At 48.7% G+C, this 25,856-nt stretch carries 28 protein-coding genes; 15 read left to right on the forward strand and 13 right to left on the reverse strand.

What is annotated here, in order from left to right; translation table 11 throughout:
- The first annotated feature begins 171 nt into the window (after positions 1-171).
- Positions 172-705, forward strand: coding sequence for a gamma carbonic anhydrase family protein (locus tag ACYVIC_RS13360; RefSeq protein WP_460860693.1), 534 nt, complete (start codon positions 172-174; stop codon positions 703-705).
- On the opposite strand, the gene ACYVIC_RS13365 is transcribed toward ACYVIC_RS13360, so the two are convergent.
- Positions 702-938 carry a DUF1488 family protein gene (locus tag ACYVIC_RS13365; protein ID WP_460860694.1) on the reverse strand — a complete coding sequence of 79 codons (237 nt, stop codon included), beginning with the start codon at positions 936-938 and terminating at the stop codon, positions 702-704. The two genes, ACYVIC_RS13360 and ACYVIC_RS13365, sit on opposite strands and share 4 nt — an antisense overlap.
- Positions 935-1,750 (reverse strand): shikimate dehydrogenase, encoded by an 816-nt coding sequence (aroE, locus tag ACYVIC_RS13370; protein ID WP_460860696.1) that lies wholly within the window; start codon positions 1,748-1,750, stop codon positions 935-937. The genes ACYVIC_RS13365 and aroE overlap by 4 nt, the downstream gene beginning before the upstream one ends.
- Positions 1,751-1,779: 29 nt before the next feature.
- Here aroE and ACYVIC_RS13375 point away from each other — a divergent pair, with 29 nt between their 5' ends.
- On the forward strand, positions 1,780-2,202 hold the full coding sequence (locus tag ACYVIC_RS13375; RefSeq protein ID WP_460860698.1) for a group II truncated hemoglobin: 423 nt from the start codon (positions 1,780-1,782) through the stop codon (positions 2,200-2,202).
- On the opposite strand, the gene hemF is transcribed toward ACYVIC_RS13375, so the two are convergent.
- Both hemF and ACYVIC_RS13385 read right to left on the reverse strand, forming a co-directional pair.
- Positions 2,199-3,131 carry an oxygen-dependent coproporphyrinogen oxidase gene (hemF, locus tag ACYVIC_RS13380; RefSeq protein ID WP_460860700.1) on the reverse strand — a complete coding sequence of 311 codons (933 nt, stop codon included), beginning with the start codon at positions 3,129-3,131 and terminating at the stop codon, positions 2,199-2,201. The genes ACYVIC_RS13375 and hemF overlap by 4 nt on opposite strands.
- 1 nt (position 3,132) lies before the next feature.
- Positions 3,133-3,687: an L-threonylcarbamoyladenylate synthase gene (locus tag ACYVIC_RS13385; RefSeq protein WP_460860701.1), complete on the reverse strand. Its 555-nt coding sequence runs from the start codon at positions 3,685-3,687 to the stop codon at positions 3,133-3,135.
- A gap of 119 nt (positions 3,688-3,806) precedes the next feature.
- On the opposite strand from ACYVIC_RS13385, the gene purE reads away from it, so the two are divergent.
- Together purE and ACYVIC_RS13395 are read left to right on the forward strand one after the other, a co-directional pair.
- Positions 3,807-4,298: a 5-(carboxyamino)imidazole ribonucleotide mutase gene (purE, locus tag ACYVIC_RS13390; protein ID WP_460860703.1), complete on the forward strand. Its 492-nt coding sequence runs from the start codon at positions 3,807-3,809 to the stop codon at positions 4,296-4,298.
- Positions 4,295-5,428, forward strand: a complete 1,134-nt coding sequence (locus ACYVIC_RS13395; protein WP_460860706.1) for a 5-(carboxyamino)imidazole ribonucleotide synthase — start codon at positions 4,295-4,297, stop codon at positions 5,426-5,428. Before purE ends, ACYVIC_RS13395 begins: the two co-directional genes overlap by 4 nt.
- Positions 5,429-5,444: 16 nt before the next feature.
- On the opposite strand, the gene ACYVIC_RS13400 is transcribed toward ACYVIC_RS13395, so the two are convergent.
- The 4 genes from ACYVIC_RS13400 to ACYVIC_RS13415 are packed head-to-tail and all read right to left on the reverse strand — an operon-like array spanning position 5,445 to position 8,703.
- Entirely contained in the window at positions 5,445-5,984 is a 540-nt protein-coding gene (locus ACYVIC_RS13400) for a DNA topoisomerase family protein (RefSeq protein WP_460860709.1), read from the reverse strand.
- Between the two features lie 15 nt (positions 5,985-5,999).
- On the reverse strand, positions 6,000-6,473 hold the full coding sequence (locus ACYVIC_RS13405; protein ID WP_460860711.1) for a DUF494 family protein: 474 nt from the start codon (positions 6,471-6,473) through the stop codon (positions 6,000-6,002).
- Positions 6,474-6,475: 2 nt separating this feature from the next.
- Positions 6,476-7,567 (reverse strand): DNA-processing protein DprA, encoded by a 1,092-nt coding sequence (gene dprA, locus ACYVIC_RS13410; protein ID WP_460860713.1) that lies wholly within the window; start codon positions 7,565-7,567, stop codon positions 6,476-6,478.
- Positions 7,568-7,593: 26 nt separating this feature from the next.
- The gene (locus ACYVIC_RS13415) at positions 7,594-8,703 is read right to left on the reverse strand and encodes a LysM peptidoglycan-binding domain-containing protein (RefSeq protein ID WP_460860714.1); all 1,110 of its coding nucleotides are present in this window, start codon (positions 8,701-8,703) and stop codon (positions 7,594-7,596) included.
- Between the two features lie 122 nt (positions 8,704-8,825).
- Between ACYVIC_RS13415 and def the strand changes: the two genes are divergently transcribed.
- Genes def through trkA form a run of 4 tightly spaced genes read left to right on the forward strand, consistent with a single transcriptional unit; the run spans position 8,826 to position 12,983 of the window.
- Positions 8,826-9,341: a peptide deformylase gene (def, locus tag ACYVIC_RS13420; RefSeq protein WP_460860716.1), complete on the forward strand. Its 516-nt coding sequence runs from the start codon at positions 8,826-8,828 to the stop codon at positions 9,339-9,341.
- 12 nt (positions 9,342-9,353) lie between these two features.
- Positions 9,354-10,298 carry a methionyl-tRNA formyltransferase gene (gene fmt, locus ACYVIC_RS13425; RefSeq protein WP_460860717.1) on the forward strand — a complete coding sequence of 315 codons (945 nt, stop codon included), beginning with the start codon at positions 9,354-9,356 and terminating at the stop codon, positions 10,296-10,298.
- Positions 10,295-11,602 (forward strand): 16S rRNA (cytosine(967)-C(5))-methyltransferase RsmB, encoded by a 1,308-nt coding sequence (gene rsmB, locus ACYVIC_RS13430; RefSeq protein ID WP_460860719.1) that lies wholly within the window; start codon positions 10,295-10,297, stop codon positions 11,600-11,602. The genes fmt and rsmB overlap by 4 nt, the downstream gene beginning before the upstream one ends.
- A 4-nt stretch (positions 11,603-11,606) precedes the next feature.
- Positions 11,607-12,983, forward strand: a complete 1,377-nt coding sequence (gene trkA, locus ACYVIC_RS13435; protein ID WP_460860720.1) for a Trk system potassium transporter TrkA — start codon at positions 11,607-11,609, stop codon at positions 12,981-12,983.
- A gap of 37 nt (positions 12,984-13,020) precedes the next feature.
- Here the strand turns inward: trkA and ACYVIC_RS13440 are convergent, their stop codons facing one another.
- Genes ACYVIC_RS13440 through ACYVIC_RS13450 form a run of 3 tightly spaced genes read right to left on the reverse strand, consistent with a single transcriptional unit; the run spans position 13,021 to position 17,789 of the window.
- Entirely contained in the window at positions 13,021-14,472 is a 1,452-nt protein-coding gene (locus ACYVIC_RS13440) for a TrkH family potassium uptake protein (protein WP_460860722.1), read from the reverse strand.
- A 32-nt stretch (positions 14,473-14,504) separates the two neighbouring features.
- The gene (pepQ, locus tag ACYVIC_RS13445; protein ID WP_460860723.1) at positions 14,505-15,830 is read right to left on the reverse strand and encodes a Xaa-Pro dipeptidase; all 1,326 of its coding nucleotides are present in this window, start codon (positions 15,828-15,830) and stop codon (positions 14,505-14,507) included.
- 45 nt (positions 15,831-15,875) lie between these two features.
- Positions 15,876-17,789 carry a transglycosylase SLT domain-containing protein gene (locus ACYVIC_RS13450; RefSeq protein WP_460860725.1) on the reverse strand — a complete coding sequence of 638 codons (1,914 nt, stop codon included), beginning with the start codon at positions 17,787-17,789 and terminating at the stop codon, positions 15,876-15,878.
- Positions 17,790-17,980: 191 nt separating this feature from the next.
- Here ACYVIC_RS13450 and fadB point away from each other — a divergent pair, with 191 nt between their 5' ends.
- From fadB to tusA, 3 genes are all read left to right on the forward strand, one after another.
- On the forward strand, positions 17,981-20,134 hold the full coding sequence (fadB, locus tag ACYVIC_RS13455) for a fatty acid oxidation complex subunit alpha FadB (RefSeq protein WP_460860727.1): 2,154 nt from the start codon (positions 17,981-17,983) through the stop codon (positions 20,132-20,134).
- Positions 20,135-20,150: 16 nt separating this feature from the next.
- The gene (gene fadA / locus ACYVIC_RS13460; protein WP_460860728.1) at positions 20,151-21,314 is read left to right on the forward strand and encodes an acetyl-CoA C-acyltransferase FadA; all 1,164 of its coding nucleotides are present in this window, start codon (positions 20,151-20,153) and stop codon (positions 21,312-21,314) included.
- Positions 21,315-21,447: 133 nt separating this feature from the next.
- On the forward strand, positions 21,448-21,696 hold the full coding sequence (gene tusA / locus ACYVIC_RS13465; RefSeq protein ID WP_460860730.1) for a sulfurtransferase TusA: 249 nt from the start codon (positions 21,448-21,450) through the stop codon (positions 21,694-21,696).
- Between the two features lie 9 nt (positions 21,697-21,705).
- Here tusA and ACYVIC_RS13470 read toward each other — a convergent pair whose 3' ends face one another.
- On the reverse strand, positions 21,706-22,008 hold the full coding sequence (locus ACYVIC_RS13470; protein WP_460860731.1) for an excalibur calcium-binding domain-containing protein: 303 nt from the start codon (positions 22,006-22,008) through the stop codon (positions 21,706-21,708).
- 177 nt (positions 22,009-22,185) lie between these two features.
- Here ACYVIC_RS13470 and ACYVIC_RS13475 point away from each other — a divergent pair, with 177 nt between their 5' ends.
- Both ACYVIC_RS13475 and ACYVIC_RS13480 read left to right on the forward strand, forming a co-directional pair.
- Complete coding sequence (locus tag ACYVIC_RS13475; RefSeq protein WP_460860732.1) at positions 22,186-22,659, forward strand: hypothetical protein; 474 nt, start codon at positions 22,186-22,188, stop codon at positions 22,657-22,659.
- A 3-nt stretch (positions 22,660-22,662) separates the two neighbouring features.
- On the forward strand, positions 22,663-23,163 hold the full coding sequence (locus tag ACYVIC_RS13480) for a hypothetical protein (protein WP_460860734.1): 501 nt from the start codon (positions 22,663-22,665) through the stop codon (positions 23,161-23,163).
- Between the two features lie 26 nt (positions 23,164-23,189).
- Here the strand turns inward: ACYVIC_RS13480 and ACYVIC_RS13485 are convergent, their stop codons facing one another.
- Positions 23,190-24,059: a S1 family peptidase gene (locus tag ACYVIC_RS13485; RefSeq protein ID WP_460860736.1), complete on the reverse strand. Its 870-nt coding sequence runs from the start codon at positions 24,057-24,059 to the stop codon at positions 23,190-23,192.
- 213 nt (positions 24,060-24,272) lie between these two features.
- On the opposite strand from ACYVIC_RS13485, the gene ACYVIC_RS13490 reads away from it, so the two are divergent.
- Both ACYVIC_RS13490 and ACYVIC_RS13495 read left to right on the forward strand, forming a co-directional pair.
- Positions 24,273-24,698, forward strand: a complete 426-nt coding sequence (locus ACYVIC_RS13490; protein WP_460860738.1) for a hypothetical protein — start codon at positions 24,273-24,275, stop codon at positions 24,696-24,698.
- 101 nt (positions 24,699-24,799) lie between these two features.
- On the forward strand, positions 24,800-25,852 hold the full coding sequence (locus tag ACYVIC_RS13495; protein ID WP_460860740.1) for a GGDEF domain-containing protein: 1,053 nt from the start codon (positions 24,800-24,802) through the stop codon (positions 25,850-25,852).
- The last annotated feature ends 4 nt before the right edge of the window (positions 25,853-25,856 follow it).

Consider the following 25,856-nt stretch of genomic DNA (forward strand, 5'->3'; position numbering starts at 1 on the left):
GCCTGCGAACCGCAGCACCCCGTGGCATGGCGCGCATTATAGGGCGTTTTTAAACTGGCGCAAGCGGTTATTTGATAAAAGTTGCTACTTTTAGATCGTTCGCAGAAAAATGCAGCGAAAAGCGCTTTTTTAGTACATTTACTGCATAATAACGCAGCATTGGAGGACATTATGAAAATACGAGCTTATAAAGGTATAACGCCGAAACTGGCATCAGGGGTATATATAGACGAATCCAGCGTGTTGGTGGGTGATATTGAGTTAGCTGAAGATGTCAGTATCTGGCCTTTGGTTGCTGCACGCGGGGATGTAAACTATATCCGTATTGGTGCCCGCACTAATATCCAGGATGGTTCGGTGCTGCATTTATCCCGCCGAAGCAATAACAAACCTGAGGGCTCGCCGTTGATTATCGGTGAAGATGTTACTGTAGGACATAAAGTTATGCTGCATGGCTGTACGCTTGGCAATCGTATTTTAGTCGGTATGGGCGCTATCGTGATGGACGATGTAGTAGTAGAAGATGAGGTGATTATCGGCGCCGGCAGTTTAGTGCCACCGGGTAAGCGTCTACAGAGCGGTTACTTATATGTAGGCAGTCCGGTGAAACAGGCGCGGCCACTTAATGATGCTGAGAAAGCCTTTTTAACCGAGTCTGCCGCCAACTATGTAATATTGAAGAACGAGTATCTGGCAGAAGCTTAAAGCCAGATCTCGCCTGCACTATTATAAGCGTCGTCAGCTATCGCTTGCTCGGCAGCATCTTCCCAGTGAAATGCGTCTGCTTTTATTTGCTGCAAGAACGCTTCTGCTTGCTGCTCAGCCGGCAGAGGAATGTAGCAGTGCACTTTTAAGCCACTGACCAGGCAACTGAAGCTAACCGCTTGTCTGGTCACATCAAAGACAACATCATTGTTAAAGATCAGTTGTTGGTTCATTGCGCCAGCTGCTGTTTTAGTAATTTCAACACTGCTGCAATATCCGGCCTTTTACCCCGCCAAATGTAAAAGGCTTCTGCTGCCTGCGCCACTAACATACCCAAACCATCGGCTTGCTGCGGCACACCTACAGCTTTTGCCCATTGCAAAAACGGGGTGGGCTTAGCGCCGTATAACATATCGTAAGCCAGCTGACAGTGCTGAAAGTGCGCCGTATTGATATCAGGCCGCTCGCCGTTTAACCCGGCTGAAGTTGCATTGATCACCAACTGATAATCCCGGCCGGGAATATCAGCATAACCGCAGGCTTCAACTCTTTGGTCAAAATGAGTTGCTATGGCTTGCGCTTTACTAATAGTACGGTTTGCCAATACCAGCTGTTTTACACCGGCGGCCAATAAAGGGCCAACAGCACCTCGGCTGGCACCGCCGGCACCGAGTAGCAATACATTTATATCAGCCAGATTAACAGCCAGCCGTTTCAGGTCAGCCACCAGACCGATACCATCGGTGTTATCGCCGCAAAGCTTTCCTGCGCTATCTATATAAAGTGTATTTACCGCGCCGGCTTGCTTTGCTCTGTCTGATAACCGCTCTGCTAACTGATAGGCTTCCTCTTTAAACGGCACAGTCACATTGCCGCCTTTACCACCGGCGGCGACAAAGCTGTTCCAACTGTCGGCAAAGCCGTCAAGCGGTGCTAAAATGGTGTCGTATTGCAGTTGTTCGCCCAATGCGGCAGCAAACTGTGCATGAATAAATGGCGACTTTGAGTGGCCTATCGGATTACCGAATACAGCATAACGGTCCACAACTGATGTCCATCACGAAGTTAATACAGATGATTTTTAATAAAACCACGCCAAATAGCAAGCCACATCCTACACCGGAGCAAACGCCTTACGCCATGATGGGCGGTGAGGACACCGTACGGAAGCTTGCTAACCGCTTTTATGATGTGATGGAAACAGCACCGGAAGCGGCTGAGCTATATGCTATACATCCACTGCCGCTGGATACTATCCGGCAAAAATTTTTCGAATTTTTATCCGGCTGGCTTGGCGGCCCACCGTTGTTTGAGCAGCAGTATGGCCACCCTCGCCTGCGAGCCCGGCATTTACCTTTTAACGTAAACGAGCAAATGCGAGATCAATGGATGTTTTGTATGAGCCAAGCGCTGGATGAAGTGGTTGAAAATAAACTGCTGCGTGATGGTATTCGCCAGTCGATTGGCCAACTGGCGAGCCATATGATTAACTGTTAAGCCTGAAGCTGCAACCAGTCCTGCGGTTTCAGGTAACGTTCGTACAATAGCGCTTCTGCACTGCCTGGCTCGGGTTGAAAGCCATATTGCCAACGCACCAACGGCGGCATCGACATTAAAATGGATTCAGTGCGCCCGCCGCTTTGCAGACCAAACAAGGTACCCCTGTCATACACCAGATTAAATTCAACATAGCGGCCGCGACGGTACAGCTGGAACTGGCGCTGATGCTCGTCATATGGCGTATCTTTACGCCGCTCAACTATCGGCAAGTACGCCGGAATAAAAGCTTCGCCAACAGCACGCATCAGTGCAAAGCTTTGCTCAAAGCCGGGCGCATTTAAGTCATCAAAAAACAACCCCCCAACACCCCGGGTTTCACCGCGATGTTTTAAATAGAAGTACTCGTCACACCATTTTTTATACGCAGGGTAGTATTCAGCGCCAAAAGGATCGACTACCGTTTTAGCGGTTTGGTGCCAATGCACCACATCATCTTCAAACGGGTAATAGGGTGTTAAATCAAAACCGCCACCAAACCACCACACCGGCGCTTCACCGGCTTTTTCGGCAATAAAAAACCGCACATTGGCATGCGTGGTGGGTATATACGGATTATTTGGGTGAATAACCAATGACACACCACAGGCGTTAAAGCTGCGCCCGGCTAGCTCTGGCCGGTGCGCCGTAGCCGAAGCCGGCATATTGGCCCCAAATACATGCGAGTAATTTACCCCCGCCTGCTCAAATAGCTTACCACCGGTTAGCACGCGGCTTTTACCACCACCGCCCTCAGGGCGCTGCCAGGCGTCTTCAACAAACTGCGCTTTGCCATCTGCCTGCTGCAGCGCAGCGCAGATGTTGTCCTGTAATTGCTGTAAAAACTGCTGCACTGTAGCCAAATGCTGCTGGGGTTGGTTGGTTGTCACGTTAACTCCTAACAATATCGCCGCTTATGGCATCACGAATTTGACTGGGTTGGGTTGCTCCACCCAAAGGCCCAGGCATAATAGCAGACAACTTATCGCCTAAGCTTCGCTCCAGCTCAGCTTTGTCAGTGATGGCCGGCTGACCGGACAAATTGGCACTGGTTGATACCAGCGGCTTGCCGTAGGCACTGCATAACTGTTGCACTACCGGGTGCGCACTTACCCTTACCGCAATAGTATTGAACTGGCCCGTTATCCATTTAGGTGCTGTTTTGCTGGCCGGTAGCACCCAGCTGATATGGCCAGGCCAACTGGAAAAAATCTGATAGCGTTTTTCCAGCGGTATGGCTTTGTCATCAACATAAGGCAGCAATTGCGAATAATTGGCCGCAACTAAAATAAGCCCTTTCTCAACCGGACGCTGCTTAATTGCCAGTAACGCCAATACCGCAACCTCGTTGTCCGGGTCACAACCGAGGCCATATACCGCCTCGGTTGGATAAGCGATAACGCTGCCTTGCTGTAAGGCCTGTAATACCCGCTGCAGTTCTGCCATTTGTCGCTACTTCTCCGGATAATTAGACGAAAAACACAGTTAAAATTTTCTTCAGTTGCGCAACTGGCTATAATAGCGCCTTCACGCTTTTAGTTCATCACGTACAGAAGGAAACAACAATGCAAGTTGGCATCATCATGGGTTCAACCTCAGACTGGCCTACTATGAAACACGCCGCTGATATGCTGGATAAGTTCGGTATTGCCTATGAAACCAAAGTTGTTTCCGCACATCGCACGCCGCAGCTACTGGCCGATTACGCCAGCAGCGCCGCCAGCCGCGGCTTAAAAGTGATTATCGCCGGTGCCGGTGGCGCAGCCCATTTGCCGGGAATGGCAGCAGCTTTTACCAGCCTGCCAGTGCTTGGCGTGCCGGTACAATCTAAAGCCTTAAAAGGTTTAGATTCATTGCTCTCAATAGTACAAATGCCTAAAGGTGTAGCAGTAGGCACCCTGGCCATTGGTGATGCCGGAGCAGCCAATGCCGGCTTGTTAGCCGCGCAAATTCTGGCTACAAACAGCCCAGAGCTGATGACAAAAATTGATGCCTTCCGCAAAGCACAAACTGAGATGGTATTAAGCCAGCCCGATCCGTCGCAGGTGCAATTATGAAAGTATTAGTTTTAGGAGCCGGCCAGTTAGCCCGAATGATGTCTTTAGCCGGCGCACCGCTGAATATCAGCATCAGCGCTTATGATGTCAACAGCGACAGCTTAGTGCACCCTTTAACACAGCAGAATTTGGGCAAGGGTTTGGCCAATGCCATTGCCGATGCTGATGTGGTTACCGCCGAGTTTGAACATATTCCACTGCCAGTATTAGCGCAGTGCCAGCAAAGCGGTAAGTTTTTTCCGGGTGAAGCCGCGATTAAAGCTGGCGGCGATCGCCGGTTAGAAAAGCAATTACTGGACAGCGCCGGTGTGCGCTCTGCAAGTTATCATATCGTTAATAATGAAGCTGATTTTAATGCCGCCATCAGCAAGCTGGGATTGCCGCTGGTTTTTAAAAGCGCGCTGGCCGGTTATGACGGTAAAGGTCAGTGGCGCTTAAAGCAGCCCGAACACGCCGCTGCGCTATGGCAAGACATCAGTGCCTTTCTGGCCGCTGATAGCAAACAAGCTATAGTGGCTGAGCAATTCATTCCGTTTCAACGTGAAGTGTCATTGATTGGTGCCCGTAACAGTCGCGGTGAAGTACAGGTATATCCGCTAACTGAAAACCATCATGTAAATGGCGTACTTAGCGTGTCATTAGCAGTAGCTGGCAATGAACAACTGCAACAGCAGGCACAGCAAATGTTTACTGCAGTGGCAAACCAGCTGAACTATGTTGGCGTGCTGGCGATTGAGTTTTTTGATGTAAACGGCAAGCTACTGGTCAATGAGATTGCACCACGGGTGCACAACTCTGGCCACTGGACGCAGCAAGGCACTGATGTCTGTCAGTTTGAACAGCACTTACGTGCCGTGTGCGGTTTGCCGCTCGGCAACACAGCGCTGCTGCGCCCGAGTTTGATGGTGAATATTCTTGGTGAAGACACGGTGCCAGAGCAAATTCTGGCGCTGCCAGGGCTGCACTTACACTGGTATGGTAAAAGCAAACGCGCCGGCCGTAAGATGGGCCATATTAATTTATCAGCAGTAAACAACACCCTGCTAAAGCAACGCTTTGAGCAATTAATTGCGTTGTTACCCTCAGCGGCTTTTCCTGAGCTGGCACAAATGGCAGACCGGTTAGGCTGACAAGCCGGCCGGTAGCTCAGGTTGCCGGCTGTTTTGCCCCGCACTTTTTATCGGCACAATACAACGCCGCTTTCTTTTCCACCAATAAGCCGAAGCCACAGCTAAAACAGCTGCCGTCGACCGGTCTGTCATTCAGTAAAAACTTGCATTTAGGGTAACTGTCACACCCCCAGAACGCTTTGCCAAACTTATTAACCCGTTCTGTCAGTTGGCCCTGCTTGCATTTCGGGCAGGTCAAGCGCTCTGCTGCTGGCTGTTCATGCTTCTCATGCACAACAAAGTTACATCGCGGATAGTCCGTACAGCCAATAAACATGCCATAACGGCCGTTTTTTACTGCCAGTGCATTGCCACATTGTGGACAAGCTTCACTGTCCAATACTTTTACGATGCTGGTTTCATGCTGGTGCAAGGCTTTGATATAGTTGCAGGCCGGATAAGCGCTGCAACCAAGAAAGGGGCCATTTTTACCAGATTTTATCACCAGCGGTTGCTGGCATAGCGGACACAACTGCTGCTGTTGCGGCAGGTCAAACAAGGCCGAATTGTCTGTCATAAAGGGTAAGGCCGCTTAATGCAGCGGCCCTTCAGGTTCATCAAAAATTAAATCTTCCATTTGGGCATAGGCATTTTCATGGCCGGGTACGTTAAACAGCACCATTAATACCACCCATTTTAAATCTTCCAGGCTAATACTGTTGCTGTCCAGATCCATCACCCTGTCGATAACCATCTCACGGGTAACCGCATCAAGCACATTAATTTGCTCCAGAAACAGCAAAAACCCCTGACACTCAACATCCATTTTCGCCAATTCCGCCGCGCAATAAATACGGGTGGCATTGGATATGCCTTTAGATAAGTACGGCTTTACATGACTTTGTTGCAGCGCAGACAGGTTATCTAACCATTTTAGCGCTTTGAAGATATCGTCGTCATGAAAACCCGCCCGGCTTAACTCTTTGGTCAGATCGGCATGATTAACGTAAATGTCAGATTCATTGTGAATATAGTTTTCGAACAGATAAACGAGGATATCAAACATACTCAGGCACTCCTCACTCTAATGTAGCCACCGGGAACTGCTGCTACTTCACCAGCTAACTCCAACTGTAACAGCGCAATAGTTGCATCAGCTATTGCCAAGCCGGCGTGCTGTGCAATTAAATCAACTGCGGTAACTTCATCTCCTACGTTAGCCAACAACTGACGGGCAAACAAGTCTGTTTCAGTACTTTTTTCCTGTTCAGGCTCAATTCTTAGACAACTTTTACTAAAAAAACGCCATTCTTCCAATATATCGGCCACAGATGTCACCAGTTTAGCGCCTTGCTGAATTAACTGGTGACAACCTTCAGACTGCGGGCTGTATACCGAGCCTGGCACGGCAAATACATCACGACTGTATTCCGCTGCCAGATTAGCACTTATTAAAGTACCGCTTTTCAGCCCGGCCTCAACCACTATAGTACCGATACTTAAACCTACTACTATACGGTTACGCTGCGGAAACCACTCAGCACGGACCTGCACGTCAGGGAAGTATTCTGATACTAACGCCCCCTGTTCTGCAATCGCCTGCGACAAGGCTTTATTCGATGCTGGATATACCTGCTCTAAACCATGCCCCAACACTGCTATGGTTAAACCTCCAACCTGTAAGGCACCTTTATGGCTTTCGCTGTCAATGCCGCGCGCCATGCCACTGGTTATCACATAGCCTTGCTGCGACAATTCAGCAGCAAAACTTTGCGCGACTTTACGCCCGGTAGGGGTCGGTGTGCGGCTGCCCACCATCGCCAGCTGTTGTTGAGCTAACACTTGTGGCTCACCTTTAACAAACAATAACAGCGGCGGTTGCTTGGTTTGTTTTAACAAAGCCGGGTAACGTGGATCCTGATAGGTAATAACATGATGATTTTCGCTTTGTTCCAGCCATTTAAGTGCAAGCGCTACTTTTGGTGGAGCCTCCTGCGTCAGCAAATAAGCCTGGCGCTCGGTAAAACCAATATTACGTAAGGTGCTGGCTGGCAGTTTGACCAGCTCAGCTAAAGGAATATGCTCGCTCAGACGTTGGAACTTCAGGCCATCCTGGCCATGCACAGTGGCTAAAGCGAGCCAGTTGCGAAGATCTTCCATGGCAACCTGGCTCCATCATGCTTATATTATAAGTTAGAGATTAAGTCTCCAACGCGGATAGGACGCTGCGTTCTGGTTACTATAGCAAAACTGCTACGCTCTGATACTTTAAATACCATTAGCTCGCCTACTTTTTCACGTGGTAATTGGATTGCGTTATCACCAAAGTTTTTGAATGTTTGCTGCAGCTTGGTAGCATCTTCCACATAAACTGGGCCATCTTTCCCATCAATCACTAGCGGAGAATTGCGATATATACCCAACATATGGCCTGCTTTCAAATTTTGCAGCTCTCCACGATTCAGTACGACAATATCCCACTTAGAGAATTCGCGTAAATTAGACGTAGTGTCAATAATCAAACCATCGACGGTATGATCTGGCTTGTTCATGGTGAAAAAGGCGGGCAACGCCTGACCTTCCAATGCAGGCATCAAGCGATCACCCTGCTTAATTTCACGCTTTACGCTCAAAACATTCAATGATGACGCTTCTGCCGGAGTGTCTTCAGTGGCATCACGTCCTGGCCTAAAAGCACGAGCGGTAGCAATCAGCGTTGTTTCATACCCCAGAACAGTGTCTGTTTCAGGATCTATATACGGTTTACCTTTGCGATATACGCCGTAAGAAGCACCGGTTTCTAATACACCTTTGGCGTAAATAATGTGGTCATTAACTGAATTTTTCACGTTGGCATTTGAACCCAAAATATACGGCAAGGCGGCTATTTTTTCTTCATCTAACGCTTGTTCAAATGTCAGGTAGTGGCGGATCATACTCAGCGGTAAGGTGCTTACAGCATCAGATCCTTTCATAGTTTTACGTATAGTAGGTGATAAACGTTTTACATTTTCATTCACTATCAGCCGCGGCTTGCCTTGGGCGTCGTATACCAACGTCAAAGTATCACCCGGATAAATCAGGTGAGGATTATCAATTTGCGGGTTCATCTGCCAAAGCTGCGGCCACAGCCAGGGTTCATTTAAATACAACGCAGAAATATCCCATAAAGTATCGCCCTTTTTCACCACGTAGCTGGCGGGCGCATCATCACGTATAGTTAAAACATCTGCGAACACATTAAAACAGCTACTAAGTAGCACTAAAGTAACACCAATTGCGAGTTTTTTCAGCATGCCTGCATCCTTGAGCCGGTCTTGTTGTAATTATTGCACACTAAGCTGTTAATACAGCGCATTAATGGCTAAAATTAAAACATACCACAACCTTTGAAACAAAGCATATTTTTGTAGGTGTTATGGCAGTTTTACAAGTTTTACATTATCCGGATGAACGGCTTCGTACTGTAGCAAAACCAGTAACAACAGTAACGAAGGAAATTAAACAATTAGTTGACGATATGCTTCAAACCATGTACGCCGAAAATGGTATAGGGTTGGCAGCAACTCAGGTCAACGTGCACCAACGCGTAGTGGTCATTGATGTATCAGATGATCGCAACGAACCTATGGTATTTATTAACCCTGAAATTATCAGCCGCAGTGGTGATACCAGCTATGAAGAAGGCTGTCTGTCTGTGCCGCAAAGCTACGCCAGCGTAGAGCGCGCAGCAGAAGTAACAGTAAGGGCGCAGGATAAAAACGGTGACTGGTTTGAATTGGCCGCCGATGGTTTGCTGGCAATTTGCCTGCAACACGAATTAGACCATCTGTTGGGTAAACTGTTTATCGACTATTTATCGCCGTTAAAGCGCGACCGTATTCGCAAGAAGTTAGAAAAAGAAGCCAAAATGGCACAGCGCCACGCGTTGTAATCAGGGATCATTGTGACCACACCTTTACGTATTATATTTGCCGGCACGCCGGATTTTGCTGCCCGCCATCTAAAGGCACTTCTTGATTCACAGCATCAGGTAATCGCGGCCTATACCCAACCAGATCGCCCAGCGGGTCGGGGACAGCAGCTACAACCTAGTGCAGTAAAGCAACTGGCACAGGCACACAATATTGCGGTGTATCAGCCAAAGTCTCTGAAAAAACTGCCTGCGCAAGCAGTATTAGCCGCATTACAGGCAGATGTAATGGTTGTAGTGGCTTACGGGCTAATACTGCCACAGGCAGTATTAGATACACCGCGCCTGGGTTGCATTAACGTGCACGGTTCGTTATTACCACGCTGGCGCGGCGCGGCGCCTATTCAGCGGGCAATTTGGGCAGGCGATAGCGAAACCGGCATTACCATAATGCAAATGAATGCCGGTTTAGATACCGGTGCCATGCTAAGCACAGTAACTTGCGGCATTGACGCAACCGACACCAGCGCTAGTCTGTACGATAAACTGGCACAGTTGGGGCCAAAAGCCCTGGTTGATGCTTTACACCAGCTGCCAGCATTGCAGCAACAGGCTCAGGCACAAGACAATAGCCAAGCCAGTTATGCCGAAAAACTGCACAAGGACGAAGCCCGACTTGATTTTACTAAATCTGCCGCTGCCCTGACGCGTGAAATTCGAGCCTTTAACCCCTGGCCAGTCAGTTATCTTGCTTTGGCACAAGGCAATGTTAAGGTGTGGCAAGCTCAGAACATCGCACAAGACAGCGAAGCCCCTGCCGGTACTGTGCTAAGTGCAGACAAACGTGGTATTCACATAGCCTGTGGCAAAGGCGTACTGTGTATCACTCAATTACAGCCGCCTGGCAAAAAGCCGATGCCAGCTGCCGACTTTCTCAATGGTCGTGCCGACTGGTTTCCAACCGGAAACCAACTATGAGTTATAACCTGCGAGCGCTAGCCGCACGATGCTGCTATGACGTTGTAGATCAAGGCGTTAGTTTATCTGAAGCCCTGCCAAAAGCGCAGGCGTTGACAGAAAACACATTAGACAAAGCCCTGTTACAAGAGATCTGCTTCGGTGTACTGCGCTATTTGCCGCAGTTGGAAGCCGTGTGCGGCCAACTGATGACAAAACCACTGATAAAGCAGCTGCGGCCGCTGCAGTTCTTGTTGTATGTTGGTATTTACCAACTGAAGTTTATGCGCATTCCGGATCACGCCGCCATCAGTGAAACCGTCGATGCTGCACGCGAGTTAAAGGGGCAGTCATTAACTAAACTGATTAACGGTGTGCTGCGCAATGTACAGCGGCAACAGCAGCTGTTTAACTTTAATGATGCTCCTGACGCAGTAAAATATAATCATCCAGGCTGGCTCATCAAAGCTTTGCAACAAGCTTACCCTGACAGTTGGCAAGCGATCCTGGAAGCAAATCAGCATAAAGCGCCGCTGTGGTTGCGGGTCAATGTTAGTAAAATCGATGCTACCGACTATGCCGCGTCACTAACCCGGGCAGGTATTGAATATAGTCGGCCCTTAGCAGATTTACCCGGCGCTATTAAACTGACACAGGCACAAGATGTTACCAGCTTACCAGGCTATGCCGAAGGTTGGTTTTCTGTACAAGATGTTGCGGCACAATATGCTGCCGTGTTACTCAACGCAAAAAATGGCCAACGGGTACTGGACGCGTGCTGTGCGCCAGGAGGTAAAAGCTGCCATATTCTGGAGCTGGCACCGCAAGCTGAACTAACTGCGTTGGATAAAGACCCTAAGCGACTGCTGCGGGTAGACGACAATTTGGCGCGCCTGGGTCTTAAAGCGACAGTGATGGCAGCTGACGCCGCCGAACCCGACAGTTGGTGGCAAGGCAAGTTATTTGACCGGATCTTGCTGGACGTACCCTGCTCTGCTACCGGCGTAATCCGCCGTCATCCGGATATTCGCTGGTTGCGTAAACAAGCCGATATTGCGGTGTTGGCTGAACTACAACAACGTATTCTTAGCCAATGCTGGCAATTGCTGGCGCCTGGCGGCACCCTGCTTTATGCCACTTGTAGTATATTGCCACAGGAAAACCAGCAGCAAATAGCAGTGTTTTTACAGCAACACAGCGATGCACAGCTACAATCGGCACCGCAGCAAAGCACTCTTCAGCAGTTTGGCTGGCAGTTACTCCCCGGTGAACAGGACGGTGATGGATTTTTCTATGCCATTTTGCATAAAAACCTAGCAGGCTAAGCGTATGAAAATAATCATTCTGGGAGCCGGCCAGGTCGGCGCTACTTTGGCAGAGAATCTGGTCGGTGAGCAAAACGACATTACTATTGTCGACACCAATATTGACAAACTGCGGGCGCTGCAAGATCGTTTTGACCTACAAGTGGTGTTTGGCCATGGCTCACACCCGGATATATTGAAAAAAGCCGGTGCGGAAGACGCTGATATGGTAGTTGCCGTAACCAACAGTGACGAAGTTAATATAGTTGCCTGCCAGGTTGCCTACAGTATTTTCAGTACCCCGGTAAAAATTGCCCGTATTCGTACCAACCAATACCTGAAATATCGCGACGAGTTATTCCATAAAGACGATATGCCGGTAGACCACTTTATTGCGCCGGAAGCCCTGGTAACAAACTATATCCGCCGCTTAATAGACTACCCCGGCGCTCTGCAGGTAGTGGAGTTTGCCGGAGGTAAAGTTAGTCTGGTGGCGGTAAAAGCTTATTACGGTGGTTTGCTGGTTGGCCATGCACTATCGGCGCTAAAAGAGCATATGCCAAACATTGAAGCCCGGGTAGCCGCAATATACCGCCGTGGCACCGCGATTAAACCTCTGGGCACGACTATTATCGAAGCAGACGATGAGGTGTTCTTTGTCGCTGCCACTAAGCACATTCGTGCCGTGATGAGCGAGTTGCAAAAGCTGGAGCGCAGTTACCGGCGCATTATGATTGCCGGTGGCGGTAATGTGGGTTTTGGCTTAGCACGGGCACTGGAAAAAACCCACAGCGTTAAACTGATAGAGCGCGGCAAAGAGCGTGCAGAGTTTTTATCCAGTGCACTGGACAACACTGTTGTCTATGTTGGCGATGCGTCAGACCCGGAATTGCTGGAAGAAGAAAACATTGAGCAGGTAGATGTTTTTATCGCTGTTACCAACGATGATGAAGCCAATATTATGTCTGCCATGCTTGCCAAACGTATGGGTGCCCAAAAAACCATGGTACTGATTAAACGCGGTGCTTATGTTGATCTGCTGCAAGGTGGAGAAATTGATATCGCCGTGTCGCCACAGCAAGCCACTATTTCAGCACTGTTAACCCATATTCGCCGCGGTGATATCGTTAATGTGTATTCGCTGCGCCGCGGTGCTGCTGAAGCGATAGAGGCCATATCACGTGGCGATGCCAGCACCAGCAAAGTAGTGGGGAAAACTATTGGCGAGTTGAAATTGCCGCCGGGTACAACCATCGGCGCCATCGTTCGTGGTGACGAAGTGCTTATTGCGCATGACAATACAAAAATAGAAACCGACGACCACATTATCTTATTTATGGTTGATAAAAAACATATCGTCGAAGTTGAGAAACTGTTTCAGGTAAGCGCCATTTTTATCTGACAGGCCTTTAACGCCAAAGCCGCTCAGCTGTTGCGGCTTAATCTTTCCAGAACGCAGGTGTAAACAGCACCAACAGCGTAAACACTTCTAAACGGCCAAACACCATAGCGACCACCAGCAGCCATTTGCTGATGTCCGGTATATTGCCATAATGAGCAGCTACTTCCCCCAAGCCCGGGCCAAGGTTATTTAAACACGCAGCCGTAGCAGTAAAGGCAGTAATATTATCTAGTCCGGTAAGAATTAGCAGCAGCATTATCACTACAAATACCAATGCATATGCGGCAAAAAACCCCCAAACAGCTTCGACAATACGATCATCCACCGCGCGCCGGCCCAGCTTAATGGCATAAACTGCCCGAGGGTGAATTAAGCGGTTAAGCTCGCGCTTGCCTTGCAAAAATAACAATAATACCCGCACTACCTTCATGCCACCGCCGGTTGAACCGGCACAGCCGCCGATAAAGCTGGAAAAAATAAGCAAAATAGGTAGAAACAAAGGCCAGGCGGCAAAGCCATCCGTCGCGAAACCAGCCGTGGTAGAAATAGACACAGCCTGAAATGCGGCATGATTTAATGCATCACTGGTATTACTATATACGTTGGTGTAAAGCAGCACGGCAAAACAGATAAAAACAAGCGCAGCCTGAATAGCCAAAAAGGCTTTAAACTCCGGATCACGAAAATAGGTGCTGACACTTTTACCGCGCACCGCAGCGAAATGTAACGGGAAGTTAATGGCACTAAGTAGCAAAAAAATCACACAAATTGCATTGATCATTGGGCTGTTAAAATGGCCAATACTGGCATCATAAGTCGAAAAGCCGCCAATAGCGACGGTAGAAAACGCATGACAAATTGCATCAAACCAGCTCATGCCGGCAAGAAAAAAAGCCAGTGCACAAGCTAATGTCAGCGCCAGATAAATATACCAAAGGTGCTTGGCAGTATCCGCAATACGTGGCGTCATTTTATTATCTTTTACCGGCCCTGGTGTTTCAGCACGGTATAGCTGCATCCCCCCAACACCTAACATTGGCAGTATGGCCACGGCCAGAACGATAATCCCCATGCCCCCCAACCATTGCAACTGCTGGCGGTAATACAGTATCGCTTTGGGTAGATACTCAATACCGGTAAGCACTGTGGCGCCGGTGGTAGTAAGGCCAGAGAAGGCTTCAAACATTGCACCGGCCAGATTCAGCTCTGGGTTGTCCGCCAACATAAATGGAATAGCGCCAACCGCACCCAGCACGGTCCAGAACAATACAACAATTAAAAAACCATCACGTACTTTAAGTTCCCGCCGATAAGCGCGGTTGGGGTACCAGATCACAAAACCAATAAACAAGCACAATACAAAAGACAATAAAAACGGCACACCGGCGCCATCCTGATACCAGTATGCAACAAAAGCCGGTGGCACCATGCTGATGCTAAAAATAGCAATCAGCAAGCCCAGGATCCGAATTATCGAGCGGTATTGCATAGTGCCTGCCGTGTTATCCCTGCGTAGTTCGCTTATGCCAGTTTCAAATCTCGGGTCATATTTTCGTTGCGATCCTGGTGCACAATAATATTGTCCTCAATACGAATTCCGCCAAACTGGCGGAATGCATCAACTTTTTGCCAGTTGATAGCTTTGTCATGCTCAGTTGCTGCCAGATCTGCCAGCAAGCTGTCAATAAAATACAAACCTGGCTCAATGGTAAACACCATATTGGCTTCAATAGTGCGGGTGCAACGCAAATACGGGTGATTTTCTGGCGCGGCAACATGGGTACCACGTTCATCAGCCATAAAACCACCAACATCATGAACCTGTAGCCCCAGATGATGACCAAGGCCATGCGGAAAGAAAGTCCGGCTAATTTGGGTTTCGACAATTGCATCGGCTGACATGCGAACAAAATCAAAACGTTGTAGTATTTCAGCGATGCGCTGATGGCACTTCACATGCAGGTCGCCATATTTCAAACCAGGTTTCAACGCGCCAGCCAGCTCCAACTCTACCGTATTTACCGCACTGATTAACTCGGCAAACTCTTCCTGTGGTTTAAAACTGTATGTTCGGGTTATATCAGCCGCATAACCATTGAACTCAGCACCGGCATCTATCAAAAAGGAATGAGACTGTTGTGGCGCCCGACGCTCCAGTGCCGTGTAATGTAAAATAGCGCAGTTTTGATTCAGAGCAATAATGTTGCCATATGGCACTTCGTTCTCAGTTTGCCGCACCGCCGCCAAGTAAGCCAGCTGAACATCAAACTCGCTGCCACCGGCGTAAAATGACGCTTTTGCAGCATTATGGCCAGCCACCGCCATCTGGTTTGCTATGCGCAAACAAGCTTGCTCATAGGGCGTCTTGTAGGCACGATAAAAATGAATAAAGTTTAACACCGGTTCGGGGTTAATCTCTGTAAAGCCGAGCGCCTTTGCCACCTCAATATGCTCTCCTAAATAAGCCAGCCGGGCTTTGTCGTAAGGCAACAATGTCTCAACTTTGTTAGCTTTATCCAGTAGTTGAATATCAAAATGCTCAGCCCAAAAGTCATGCGGCTCGTCGGGCACCTTATGCCAAAAATCTTTCGGCCGGTAGAAAATCAGTTTTGGCTTATTTACTCCATCAAGCAACAACCAGCAATGCGGGTTATCTACCACTGGTAGCCAGGCTTTGAACAAGGGATTTGCCTTAAACGGGTAATCCATATCATCAAGGAATTTGCGTTGCGTCTGGCCCGAATGCACAACAAGCGCATCCAGATTTTCCCGCTCCAGTAAACGACGGGTACGTTGCTGTAGTTCGGCAATGTGTGCCGGGTACAAACTCTGATAAGTCATTGTCATAAGTCTCTGACCTGTTGGCTGAAAAATATGTCGGCAATCATATCATCATTCCACAATGACCCCAATCTGCATTGTGGTCAGCGGCTTGAATACATCTGTGCTTGAGTTAAGCCTGATATTGTAAATCTGGTAATACGCCATCACGGCTTTGACATAATCACGGGTCTCACGGTAAGGAATGGTCTCAACCCAAACATCGGCCGGCAATGCATAGTTTTTCGGGATCCACTGTTTTACCCTGCTGTATCCGGCGTTATAAGCAGCAGTTGCCATCAGTAAATTGCCGTCATTACGCCGCATCAGATAATTCAGATAATCCACACCGTAGTCTATATTCAGTAATGGGTTATTAAGCTGTGCCAACTGCACCGGCTTTTTTGCTATCTGCTTTGCTGTAGCTGGCATCAATTGCATTAAGCCGCGGGCGCCAACCGGTGATGCTGCATCAGCCATAAAAGAACTTTCGCGCCGCGCAATCGCCATAGCCCAGCCAGATTCAATTTCAGCTTTGGCTGCCCTTTGGCTAATCTCTTCTTTATAAGCCAGCGGGAATCGCAGCTCAATATCATCCCAATAGCCAACATCAGCCAGCGAAAAAATAGCCCGCTCATACCACTGCAATTGATACGCCAGCTTAGCAGACACCAGCTTTTGTTGCTCTGTCGAAATATCCTGCAGATGGTTCCATTCTCTGCGCGCTTCCGTCAACCGCCCTAATGCTAACCACTCCTGCGCCCGCAACACCGTTGGGTGCACTTTTAGTGTAACCAGCTCAGCCTCGGTTACGCTCACCGGTGCGTGTGCCAGGCTGGGCGGCAAGCCCAGTTTGGCGGCCGCCATAAAACCATAAAAGTGACGTTGCAGCGCCAGCTGCTGCATTAACGGTAAGGCTTTATCTGCCTGACCTTGTTGTTCATAAGCGCGTGCTAACCAATAGCGCCAGGCATTGTCCCCACTTACCTCTGCAGGTAACGCTTCTATAATGTTTTGCACTTTCGGCCAGTCTAACTGTGCCAGGGCATGACTTACATGCCAATGTGCCAGGGTACTATCGATAAACTCTGCCGGCAGATCAGCAAACCAGTGTGCAGCCCGATCGTCACCTTTACTGGCCAGTGCAATGGCAAACTGACGCTGCACATCTAAGCGCTGTGCTGCAGTAAAGAATGGATCGTTAACAAACTTCTGCCACACCCGCAGTGCCTGATCAGGATGGCGCCAAATTAGCCGCTTCATGCCATAAGCGGCAATATCACGCTCCTGCACTTTCTTCAGTGCAAAAAAACGCGCATTGGCAATCACCGCCGGGTTACGCCGGGCTTGTTGGTACATATCAGCCAAATAGTGCATATCGGCAGGTAACTGGGTTTTTAAATAAGGAATTAAGCCGGCATCGCCGCCTTCTGCCGCCAGCGTCAGGCGCTGCCATACCCGCTCAGGTGTTTGCATACCTGCTTTGCGCCAGGCTGAAAACAGCGGGTCGCACGCTTTTGGCTGAGATTTACCCACCAGCCACAACCGACTCACTTCTGGCCACAACTCATCGCTGTCGGCATCTTTAGCTGATAATTTAAATCGTAAAGCATAACATTCCAGCTCGGCGTCGGACGATCCCTGGTAGTTTGCCAGATAAAGCCCGGCTTTTTGCCGCCGCGCTAAATCTAGCAACCAGGGTTTTCGTAGCGGCCAATCTAACGGTGACCCCTGATGCCGCTGTAAGAAGGTTGAAATGCGCTCATCAGCGGTCAAAAACTGCTGTAAACGACGCTGCTCCAAATAAGGTTGTAAAGGATAGTCGGCAAACTTTTGCAGCAGCTTTTGCGCCTGCTCATATTTTACACTGCCAATCTGGCGCTCGGCCTGCAAAAACTCGTTACGAAGACCTGCATCTGAAGACACCGACGCCGCCGATAAAGGCGCCAGTAGCAGGTTAGTCAGCATAAAAACAATACGTTTCACGACGATAACCCCAACAAAAATTCTAAACTGAAAGAAATAACACCTATAGTTACTGCTGATCTGTCGGGGAAGATTCAAACACGTGTTTAAATAACGGTTGAATTTTTTACCAAACCACGACACACTGAGCCAGACAACCTCATCGTACCAGTTGCGAACAACCTTAACATACGCGACCAAGGAGCACCGTTATGATTTACCAGAGTGACAACATCAGTGTTGCCTACCTCAAGCCTGGTATCGCCCGTTTTGCTTTTAATGCCAAGGGCTCTGTTAACAAATTTGACCAGCAGACGCTAACTGATTGTAAGACAGCTTTAGACCTACTGCACGCCGATAAGTCATTGCAGGGCGTTATATTTTGCAGCGAAAAAGATGCCTTTATCGTTGGTGCCGACATTACCGAATTTTTAACTACCTTTTTGCGCCCGGAAAGTGAGCTAATTCCATGGATCAAACAAGCCTCTGATATCTTTGATCTGGCCGAAGACTTACCAGTACCCACTGTGGTTGCCATTAAGGGCTTTGCGCTAGGTGGCGGATGTGAGTGGTCACTTACAAGCGATTACCGCGTTGCTGACACAACTACCCGCATCGGTTTACCTGAAGTAAAACTTGGCTTAATGCCCGGCTTTGGTGGTACTGTGCGCCTGCCGCGTATCATTGGTGCCGACAATGCTATGGAATGGATCACTACCGGCAAAGACCACAGTGCCGACCAGGCACAAAAGTTTGGTTTAATTGATGCGGTAGTAGCACCAGAAAAACTGGAAGCGGCCGCGCTGAGCATGCTGGAAGATGCCATTGCCGGCAAATTGGACTGGCGCAAAAAGCGCGCAGTTAAACTGCAACCACTCAAGCTGAATAAAACCGAAGCCACCATGAGCTTCAGTACAGCCAAAGGTATGGTGTTTGCCACTGCAGGTAAACACTACCCGGCACCGATGTTGGCAGTAAGCACCATTGAAGCGGCCGCCACACTGGATCGCGCCGGCGCTATGGCGCTGGAAAATGCCGGCTTTGCCAAACTGGCGAAAACCGATGCCGCTACGGCGCAAATCGGCCTGTTCTTAAATGACCAGCTGATTAAAGGCAAAGCGAAAAAAGCCGCCAAAACCGCCACTAAAGCAATAAATAAAGCTGCGGTGCTGGGCGCCGGTATTATGGGCGGCGGTATTGCCTATCAGTCGGCGTTAAAAGGCGTGCCGGTAGTGATGAAAGACATCGCCGATAAAGCCCTTGAACTGGGTATGGGCGAAGCGACCAAGTTGCTGGGTAAACAGGTAGAACGTAAAAAGCTCGATGCCATTGGCATGGCTAAAGTAATAGCATCTATTACCCCTACGCTGAGCAACGAGAACGTCAAAGGCGTTGATATCGTGGTAGAAGCCGTAGTAGAGAACCCGAAAATTAAAGGCGCGGTGTTAAAAGAAGTAGAGGCACTGCTAAGCGATGACGCCATTTTAACTTCGAACACCTCCACCATTTCTATTGATTCACTGGCGGCCAACTTAAGCCGGCCACAAAACTTCTGCGGTATGCACTTCTTTAACCCGGTACACCGTATGCCCTTGGTAGAGGTTATCCGCGGTAAAGATACCAGCGAAGAAACCGTAGCCGCAGTAGTGGCTTACGCCGCCAAAATGGGCAAGTCACCTATCGTGGTGAATGACTGCCCGGGCTTCTTTGTTAACCGCGTACTGTTCCCCTACTTTGCTGGCTTCAGTAAACTGGTGTTAGACGGCGCCGACTTTGCCCAGGTAGATAAGGTAATGGAAAAGCAGTTCGGCTGGCCAATGGGCCCGGCGTACCTGCTGGATGTCGTCGGTTTAGACACCGCTTACCACTGTACCGACGTTATGGCAGCGGGCTTCCCTACACGGATGGCCAAGCTGGATAACGACCCGGTAGCGGCGATGTATAAAGCTGATCGCTATGGCCAGAAAAACGGCGTTGGTTTTTATGCTTACAGCAAAGATGCCAAAGGTAAGCCGAAAAAGGATATCGACCCTGCCGCGCTGAGCTTACTGACCGCTATTGCCGCTGATAAGCAGGAATTCAGCAGCGAAGACATTATTGCCCGCGTGATGGTGCCAATGATTAACGAGACTATCCGCTGTCTGGAAGAGGGCATTGTCGCCAGCGCCGCTGAAGCCGACATGGGCCTGATCTACGGTTTAGGCTTCCCGCCGTTCCGCGGTGGCCCGTTGCGTTATGCCGATACCATAGGTTTAAGCAACTTCGTCGCCCTGGCCGATAAATACGCCCATTTAGGCGAGATTTATCAGGTAACAGACAAAACCCGCGCTATGGCCGAAGCCGGCCAGCGTTTCTTCCCGGTTTAAGCGCAGGAGCAAAATAATGAAAAACGCAGTTATTGTAGATTGCATTCGCACCCCGATGGGCCGCAGCAAAGCCGGTATGTACCGCAACGTGCGTGCCGAGCAACTGTCTGCCCATGTCATGGCCTCGTTGGTTGCGCGCAACCCGGCATTAGACCCAAGCGACATCGACGACATTATCTGGGGCTGTGTACAGCAAACCTTAGAGCAAGGCTTTAACGTAGCCCGTAACGCCGCGCTATTAGCCGGAATTCCGCACTCAGTACCGGCCGTTACGGTTAACCGTTTATGCGGCTCGTCGATGCAAGCCTTGCATGATGCGGTGCGCGCCATTCAAACCGGTATGGGTGAAGTGTATTTAATCGGTGGTGTTGAACACATGGGGCATGTGCCAATGAACCACGGTGTCGATTTTCACCCGGGTTTATCCACCTCGGTAGCCAAAGCCGCCGGTATGATGGGCTTAACGGCAGAATTGCTGGGTAAAATGCACGGCATCAGCCGCCAGCAGCAGGATGAATTCGGCGCGCGCTCGCACCGGTTAGCCCAGGAGGCCAGCCTGCAGGGCCGGTTTAAAAACGAAATTATCCCCACCGAAGGCCACGACGCCGACGGCGTGTTAAAGCTGATGGATTACGATGAAGTGATCCGGCCGGAAACCACAGTAGAAGCGCTGGGCCAACTGCGCCCGGTATTCGACCCGGCCAACGGTACGGTAACCGCAGGTACCTCTTCAGCATTATCCGACGGTGCCTCTGGCATGCTGGTCATGAGCGAAGACAAAGCCAAGGCGCTGGGCTTTCCAATTCGTGCTTACGTGCGCGGTATGGGTGTAGCCGGTTGCGACCCGTCTATTATGGGTTACGGCCCGGTACCGGCGTCGAAAAAGGCGTTAAAAATGGCCGGTATCAGCATCAACGATATCGACTACGCCGAGCTGAACGAAGCGTTCGCCGCCCAGGCGCTGCCGGTAATGAAAGACTTAGGCTTACTGGAAGTTGCCGATCAGAAAGTAAACCTGAACGGCGGCGCTATCGCGCTGGGTCACCCACTGGGTTGCTCTGGCTCACGTATCAGCACCACGCTGATTAATGTGATGGAAGATAAAGGTGGCAAGTTTGGCCTGGCAACCATGTGTATCGGTTTAGGTCAGGGTATTGCGACGGTGTTTGAACGGCCATAAGCTGGCAGCAATAAGCACAATCGCATAGAATAAGGGCCGTTTTTACGGCCCTTATTTATTGGCGAATATATTAGGTTAGGCGGAAGTCCCGCTGGCGCAGCCACAAACCGCTTTATATTTTACCGGAGTTAAAATGGAAGATATTTTCAGCAACGCAGATCAAACCCTCGATGCCTTAGGCCTGCGCTGCCCAGAGCCGGTAATGATGGTACGGCTGCAATTGCGCAAAATGCAGGTAGGTGAAACTTTACTGATTATCGCCGACGACCCTGCCACCACCCGCGATATCCCGGCATTCTGCCGCTTTATGGATCACGAGTTAATGGGCTGTGATACGACGGAATTACCTTATCGGTATGTGGTAAAAAAGGTTAGTGGTTAACTCGGCATCTTATAAGCGATTAAACTGCCTTTCACAAGGTACACCGTCACCATCGCCATCCATCTTGGTATCCGGGCAGTTTCTTAGAAAGAAGACCGCTTCTTCATAAGATGTCATCTGGCTGCAGTGTTGCCGGCCATCGCAGCGAAACTGTGATGCATTGGCCACGGCGCGGGCTTTGTTAATTGGCACGGTGTAGTCAGGCAACACTTTGCGCACAGCAGCAGGTTCTACTCCTGGCGCAGTGTTTTGTTTTTGATAGTAATTCCACGCACCGAAGGCAATCAGCGCGATAAGTAACAGCTTTTTCAATGCACTCTTCCCTGTTATGTAATCCTTTACCACTCTATGGCGGCTATCAGATTCTAACTTAGTGGATAAAAGAGGGAACGGCAATATTTTTCTATAGGCAGTAAACGCCGGCTGGAGGTTGACATAAATTAAACAATTAATCATCATGCAGTTAATTTTTGACTCAGGATGAGAACCATGTCTGGAAACACCACATTACGTAACTTCACTGCAACCGAACTAATCTTCGATGCAGCAGAAACTAAAATCATTCTGCGGTTTATCTTTAAATCAAAGCTAGCGCAGGTAGATAAGCTTACTATTGACGACAAAATAAGGTCATTTGCCCAAGGCTTATTGCTCGAAGCTGTTGATGGCTCCTACGCATTGGGTTTTGTCCAATCGATATTTGGCTCGCTAATGCATCCAGGAGATGGAGCTAAAAAGGTGCTGCTTAAATTTGGTAGAAAGGCAGCGAAACATTGGTTTAAGCATGCTAAAGCTGAAGATTTAAGTAATATCAAAATTTATGAAACTGTCCGGAAAAATATCGAATGGAGCTTTGGCAGAGTTCTGCTTTTATATGTCAATGGATTAGCGAAGCATAATAATGGTTCACATACAGCTATCGCCCTTGCTGCACCGGGGCAAAGTAAAACTGTCTGGGGTTAAACGATGAAGAAGTTTCTGCTTATAGTCGTCATATTGCTTACAGTTCTGCTTAGTATCACTGCATTCTCTTTATCACGTATGTCGGTGCAAGAGCTAATTATCTGTTCTACTGACAACAACTCTTATGTGCTGCCTGCGCCACTTTGTTTTACTTACTTTAATAGTATGACTAATGAGCAGCATGCCAAAGAGCTGGATCAGCATGCAGGCCTGGCCTATGCATTTGAAATTAAGCCTGAGCAACTTAAATATATAGTTATAACTCGATTACTAGCACTCGATGTTGATATCAACAAACCATCGGCAATTGATGGTCTACCACCATTACATGCAGCTATATTGCTAAAAGAGCCAAAGCTGGTTCAGTATCTGTTAGAGCAAGGTGCTGACAAAAGTATTTCTGACAATACTCAGAAAATGACTAGCTCTCAACTGGTAGATCACTTGCTTGAGCGTAAGGCTACCGCAGAGTTATTAGCAATAAAGCAATTGCTGACCGGCTAACGCCGGCAGCTATTTACTTAGTTACTTTACAGCTGTTTCAAACTTATTGATGCACAAATGCCCGGCAGATTTTCTGCTGTCATACCATCTTGCAGGAAACCGTCGGATGAGCCGAGTTTGGCTCTTTCAGCGTCATCTGCAGCCATTACCTGATCTATCCAATTAGTGTGGCTGGATACCCGGGTGTACAGCTCTTTAACACCGTACTCGCCAACATCCTTAAACCATGAGTCCACTCTGGAGCTTACGCCAAGCAGGTAATAACCATCGTCTTTTTTCAGATAAGCAGGGCCACCACTGTCGCCATTACCCGAAACGCCTTCCAGTTCAAGCCCGTGTTGACCTGATTCAAACACAAATCTCAAATCGGATTTTGTCACAGCAGTTACTTTGTTTTGCGCTTTACGCAGCACGCCGTTGTTTTCTTTATAGCTGACCGTTTCGCCGGTTAAACCTGTGCCGGTGCCACCACTGCCGATAAACCACAGCACCTGGTCGCGCTCATCCTGCTGGCGGTACAATTTGGCAGGCGCTACGCTCAGCACTGGTTTTGCCAGCTGAATAAGCGCTAAATCGTTCTGCTCACCTAATTGATAAGACGGATAACTATAACGTGCTTTAACATCAACCAATTCATCGCCCACGGCAATTGTCTGACCCGGATTCAGGCAGAACACGGTATGCGCTGCAGTCAACACCCAGTCAGGCGCAATCAAAGTACCGTGCACACCGATGTTGTAAAAGGTCGCCAACGGCGGGAAATCGGCTTTAGAGGCCAGATAAAGCTCTGCGGGTTTATCATGGCGAATAACAATAGCTGTAGCCGGAGTGGTCAGAATACTGGTCGTTATCAGCAAACCAATACTTAGCAGCTTTAAATCGGCGTGGTTGCGCATTTGGGTGTCCTTACGGGGCTTTTGCTAAATACCAGACTGGCAGAAAAGCTCATAATAATTAAGCCATTAAATGTAACTGGTTATGTATATGTATTAGCTGGAATATTTGATCGACACCGGTCGTTACAGTTCTGCGTATGGCTTTACTTGAAAATAGCCCTTTGAACTCATAACTTAGTTAAAAGGTAATCTTTATTAAGGATATAAACACTGATGTTATGGGCGCTGATTAAAGACTCTACCGTCGCTAAGGTGTTATTGCTGCTGGCAATAGCTGCGTTACTGTGGTGGTTTAACTGGTATGCCGCAGTCGGCTTGTTGCTGCTGCTGTTTGCAGATATCGCCATCATGTTTGGTTTTCAACCCAGACATAACGGCGATTTTGTGTACAGTAAAGATATCCAGCAGCTGTTTTTCACTGACGGCAGCCAGTTACGGATAGGCATGGACAGTGCTGACATTAACAATATTAAGCAGATTAGTCTGTATCAGAAGGATCAATTGGCGTATATCGACTTTAGGCTAAACTCCGAGATGCAGGTAAGATATAAATTTCCATTACAGCAATACCAACCTTTTTTGCTGTGGCTAAAACAACATTTACCACACGTTGAGATAGACACTGGTTTTGCTGGTTAGTGCACTGCAACTGTTGCGGCGAGCCCGGACTAAATTGGCGTATTGATGTTGTTTTTTTGTGCTAGCATCATTCTATCTGCATATAACAAGAAACGGCAGCCTTGCACGCATCAATACCGCGCCACAGCAATAAGCAGGCCGAAAAAATAGATCAGCGCCGGCGGCGATATATACTGGCTTTTGTTAGCTATATCACCAGCGCGGTGATGTTTATCTATGGCCTGAAGAATCTCTCGTCAGAGCAAGTGTTGCTGCCCGTTATTCTGTTTGGCACTGGGTTGGCATTTTTATTAAATATTCTTTGGTTTCATATAAACCACAACCTACAGCGAGCCTGCATAATAGAAGCCGTATTAGTAAGTGCTTTTGTGCTTAGCCTGGTTTATCAGGGTGGTTTTAATAATACAGCTCTGTACTGGGTGTTTCCGTTTCCTGCGATACTGTTTGGTTTGCTTGGTGTGCGTATGGCATTGCTAAGCAACGCCCTGTTGGTGTTAGCGTTAAGTATGATGTTGTTTTTTCCTGAGCTTATTTTGGCGCAATACAAAGACGCCGAAGCCAGCCGCTTTATTGCCTCCTTACTAATTGTGATTACAGTATGCTGGATTAACGATCATTACCGGGAGCGTAGCCATCACGCCATGGATTTGCTACAGCAAAGTAAAGAATTGCAGGCCAATACCGATGCGCTGACGGAGCTGGCCAACCGGCGTTTTATAGATGCCAGCCTGTTACCTAGCCTGGCATTGCAACCCGGACAATTTTTTCCATTATCGCTTATTATGTCTGATCTCGACCATTTTAAGCAGCTAAACGATCAGTTTGGTCACGACGCCGGCGATGACGCTTTAAAAGCGGTAGCGCAGTTATTTCAGCAAAACCTGCGACAACAGGATATCGCTTGTCGTGTTGGCGGTGAAGAGTTTTTATTGATCCTGCCTAACACCAATCAGGCGGATGCATTTTCGGTGGCCAATAAAATTCGTGAGCAGTTCGGGAAACACGTTTTGCTGGCCAGCCAACCAGATTATCGTCTTACCGCCAGTTTTGGCGTCGCGGTGTGTGACAGCGCTGAAGACTTTCATCGGGCGGTCAAGCTGGCAGACGAACAACTTTACTTGTCAAAGCGCAACGGACGCAACCAGGTAAGCTGACAGT

It is taken from the genome of Rheinheimera gaetbuli (assembly GCF_054781935.1).

Bases quoted from the DNA above. Each gene is read 5' to 3' on its own strand.
- ACYVIC_RS13360 (WP_460860693.1), top strand. From the start codon at position 172: ATGAAAATACGAGCTTATAAAGGTATAACGCCGAAACTGGCATCAGGG.
- ACYVIC_RS13365 (WP_460860694.1), bottom strand. From the start codon at position 938: ATGAACCAACAACTGATCTTTAACAATGATGTTGTCTTTGATGTGACC.
- ACYVIC_RS13375 (WP_460860698.1), top strand. From the start codon at position 1,780: ATGATTTTTAATAAAACCACGCCAAATAGCAAGCCACATCCTACACCG.
- ACYVIC_RS13385 (WP_460860701.1), bottom strand. From the start codon at position 3,687: ATGGCAGAACTGCAGCGGGTATTACAGGCCTTACAGCAAGGCAGCGTT.
- purE (WP_460860703.1), top strand. From the start codon at position 3,807: ATGCAAGTTGGCATCATCATGGGTTCAACCTCAGACTGGCCTACTATG.
- ACYVIC_RS13395 (WP_460860706.1), top strand. From the start codon at position 4,295: ATGAAAGTATTAGTTTTAGGAGCCGGCCAGTTAGCCCGAATGATGTCT.
- ACYVIC_RS13400 (WP_460860709.1), bottom strand. From the start codon at position 5,984: ATGACAGACAATTCGGCCTTGTTTGACCTGCCGCAACAGCAGCAGTTG.
- ACYVIC_RS13405 (WP_460860711.1), bottom strand. From the start codon at position 6,473: ATGTTTGATATCCTCGTTTATCTGTTCGAAAACTATATTCACAATGAA.
- dprA (WP_460860713.1), bottom strand. From the start codon at position 7,567: ATGGAAGATCTTCGCAACTGGCTCGCTTTAGCCACTGTGCATGGCCAG.
- ACYVIC_RS13415 (WP_460860714.1), bottom strand. From the start codon at position 8,703: ATGCTGAAAAAACTCGCAATTGGTGTTACTTTAGTGCTACTTAGTAGC.
- def (WP_460860716.1), top strand. From the start codon at position 8,826: ATGGCAGTTTTACAAGTTTTACATTATCCGGATGAACGGCTTCGTACT.
- rsmB (WP_460860719.1), top strand. From the start codon at position 10,295: ATGAGTTATAACCTGCGAGCGCTAGCCGCACGATGCTGCTATGACGTT.
- trkA (WP_460860720.1), top strand. From the start codon at position 11,607: ATGAAAATAATCATTCTGGGAGCCGGCCAGGTCGGCGCTACTTTGGCA.
- ACYVIC_RS13440 (WP_460860722.1), bottom strand. From the start codon at position 14,472: ATGCAATACCGCTCGATAATTCGGATCCTGGGCTTGCTGATTGCTATT.
- pepQ (WP_460860723.1), bottom strand. From the start codon at position 15,830: ATGACAATGACTTATCAGAGTTTGTACCCGGCACACATTGCCGAACTA.
- fadB (WP_460860727.1), top strand. From the start codon at position 17,981: ATGATTTACCAGAGTGACAACATCAGTGTTGCCTACCTCAAGCCTGGT.
- fadA (WP_460860728.1), top strand. From the start codon at position 20,151: ATGAAAAACGCAGTTATTGTAGATTGCATTCGCACCCCGATGGGCCGC.
- tusA (WP_460860730.1), top strand. From the start codon at position 21,448: ATGGAAGATATTTTCAGCAACGCAGATCAAACCCTCGATGCCTTAGGC.
- ACYVIC_RS13475 (WP_460860732.1), top strand. From the start codon at position 22,186: ATGTCTGGAAACACCACATTACGTAACTTCACTGCAACCGAACTAATC.
- ACYVIC_RS13480 (WP_460860734.1), top strand. From the start codon at position 22,663: ATGAAGAAGTTTCTGCTTATAGTCGTCATATTGCTTACAGTTCTGCTT.
- ACYVIC_RS13485 (WP_460860736.1), bottom strand. From the start codon at position 24,059: ATGCGCAACCACGCCGATTTAAAGCTGCTAAGTATTGGTTTGCTGATA.
- ACYVIC_RS13490 (WP_460860738.1), top strand. From the start codon at position 24,273: ATGTTATGGGCGCTGATTAAAGACTCTACCGTCGCTAAGGTGTTATTG.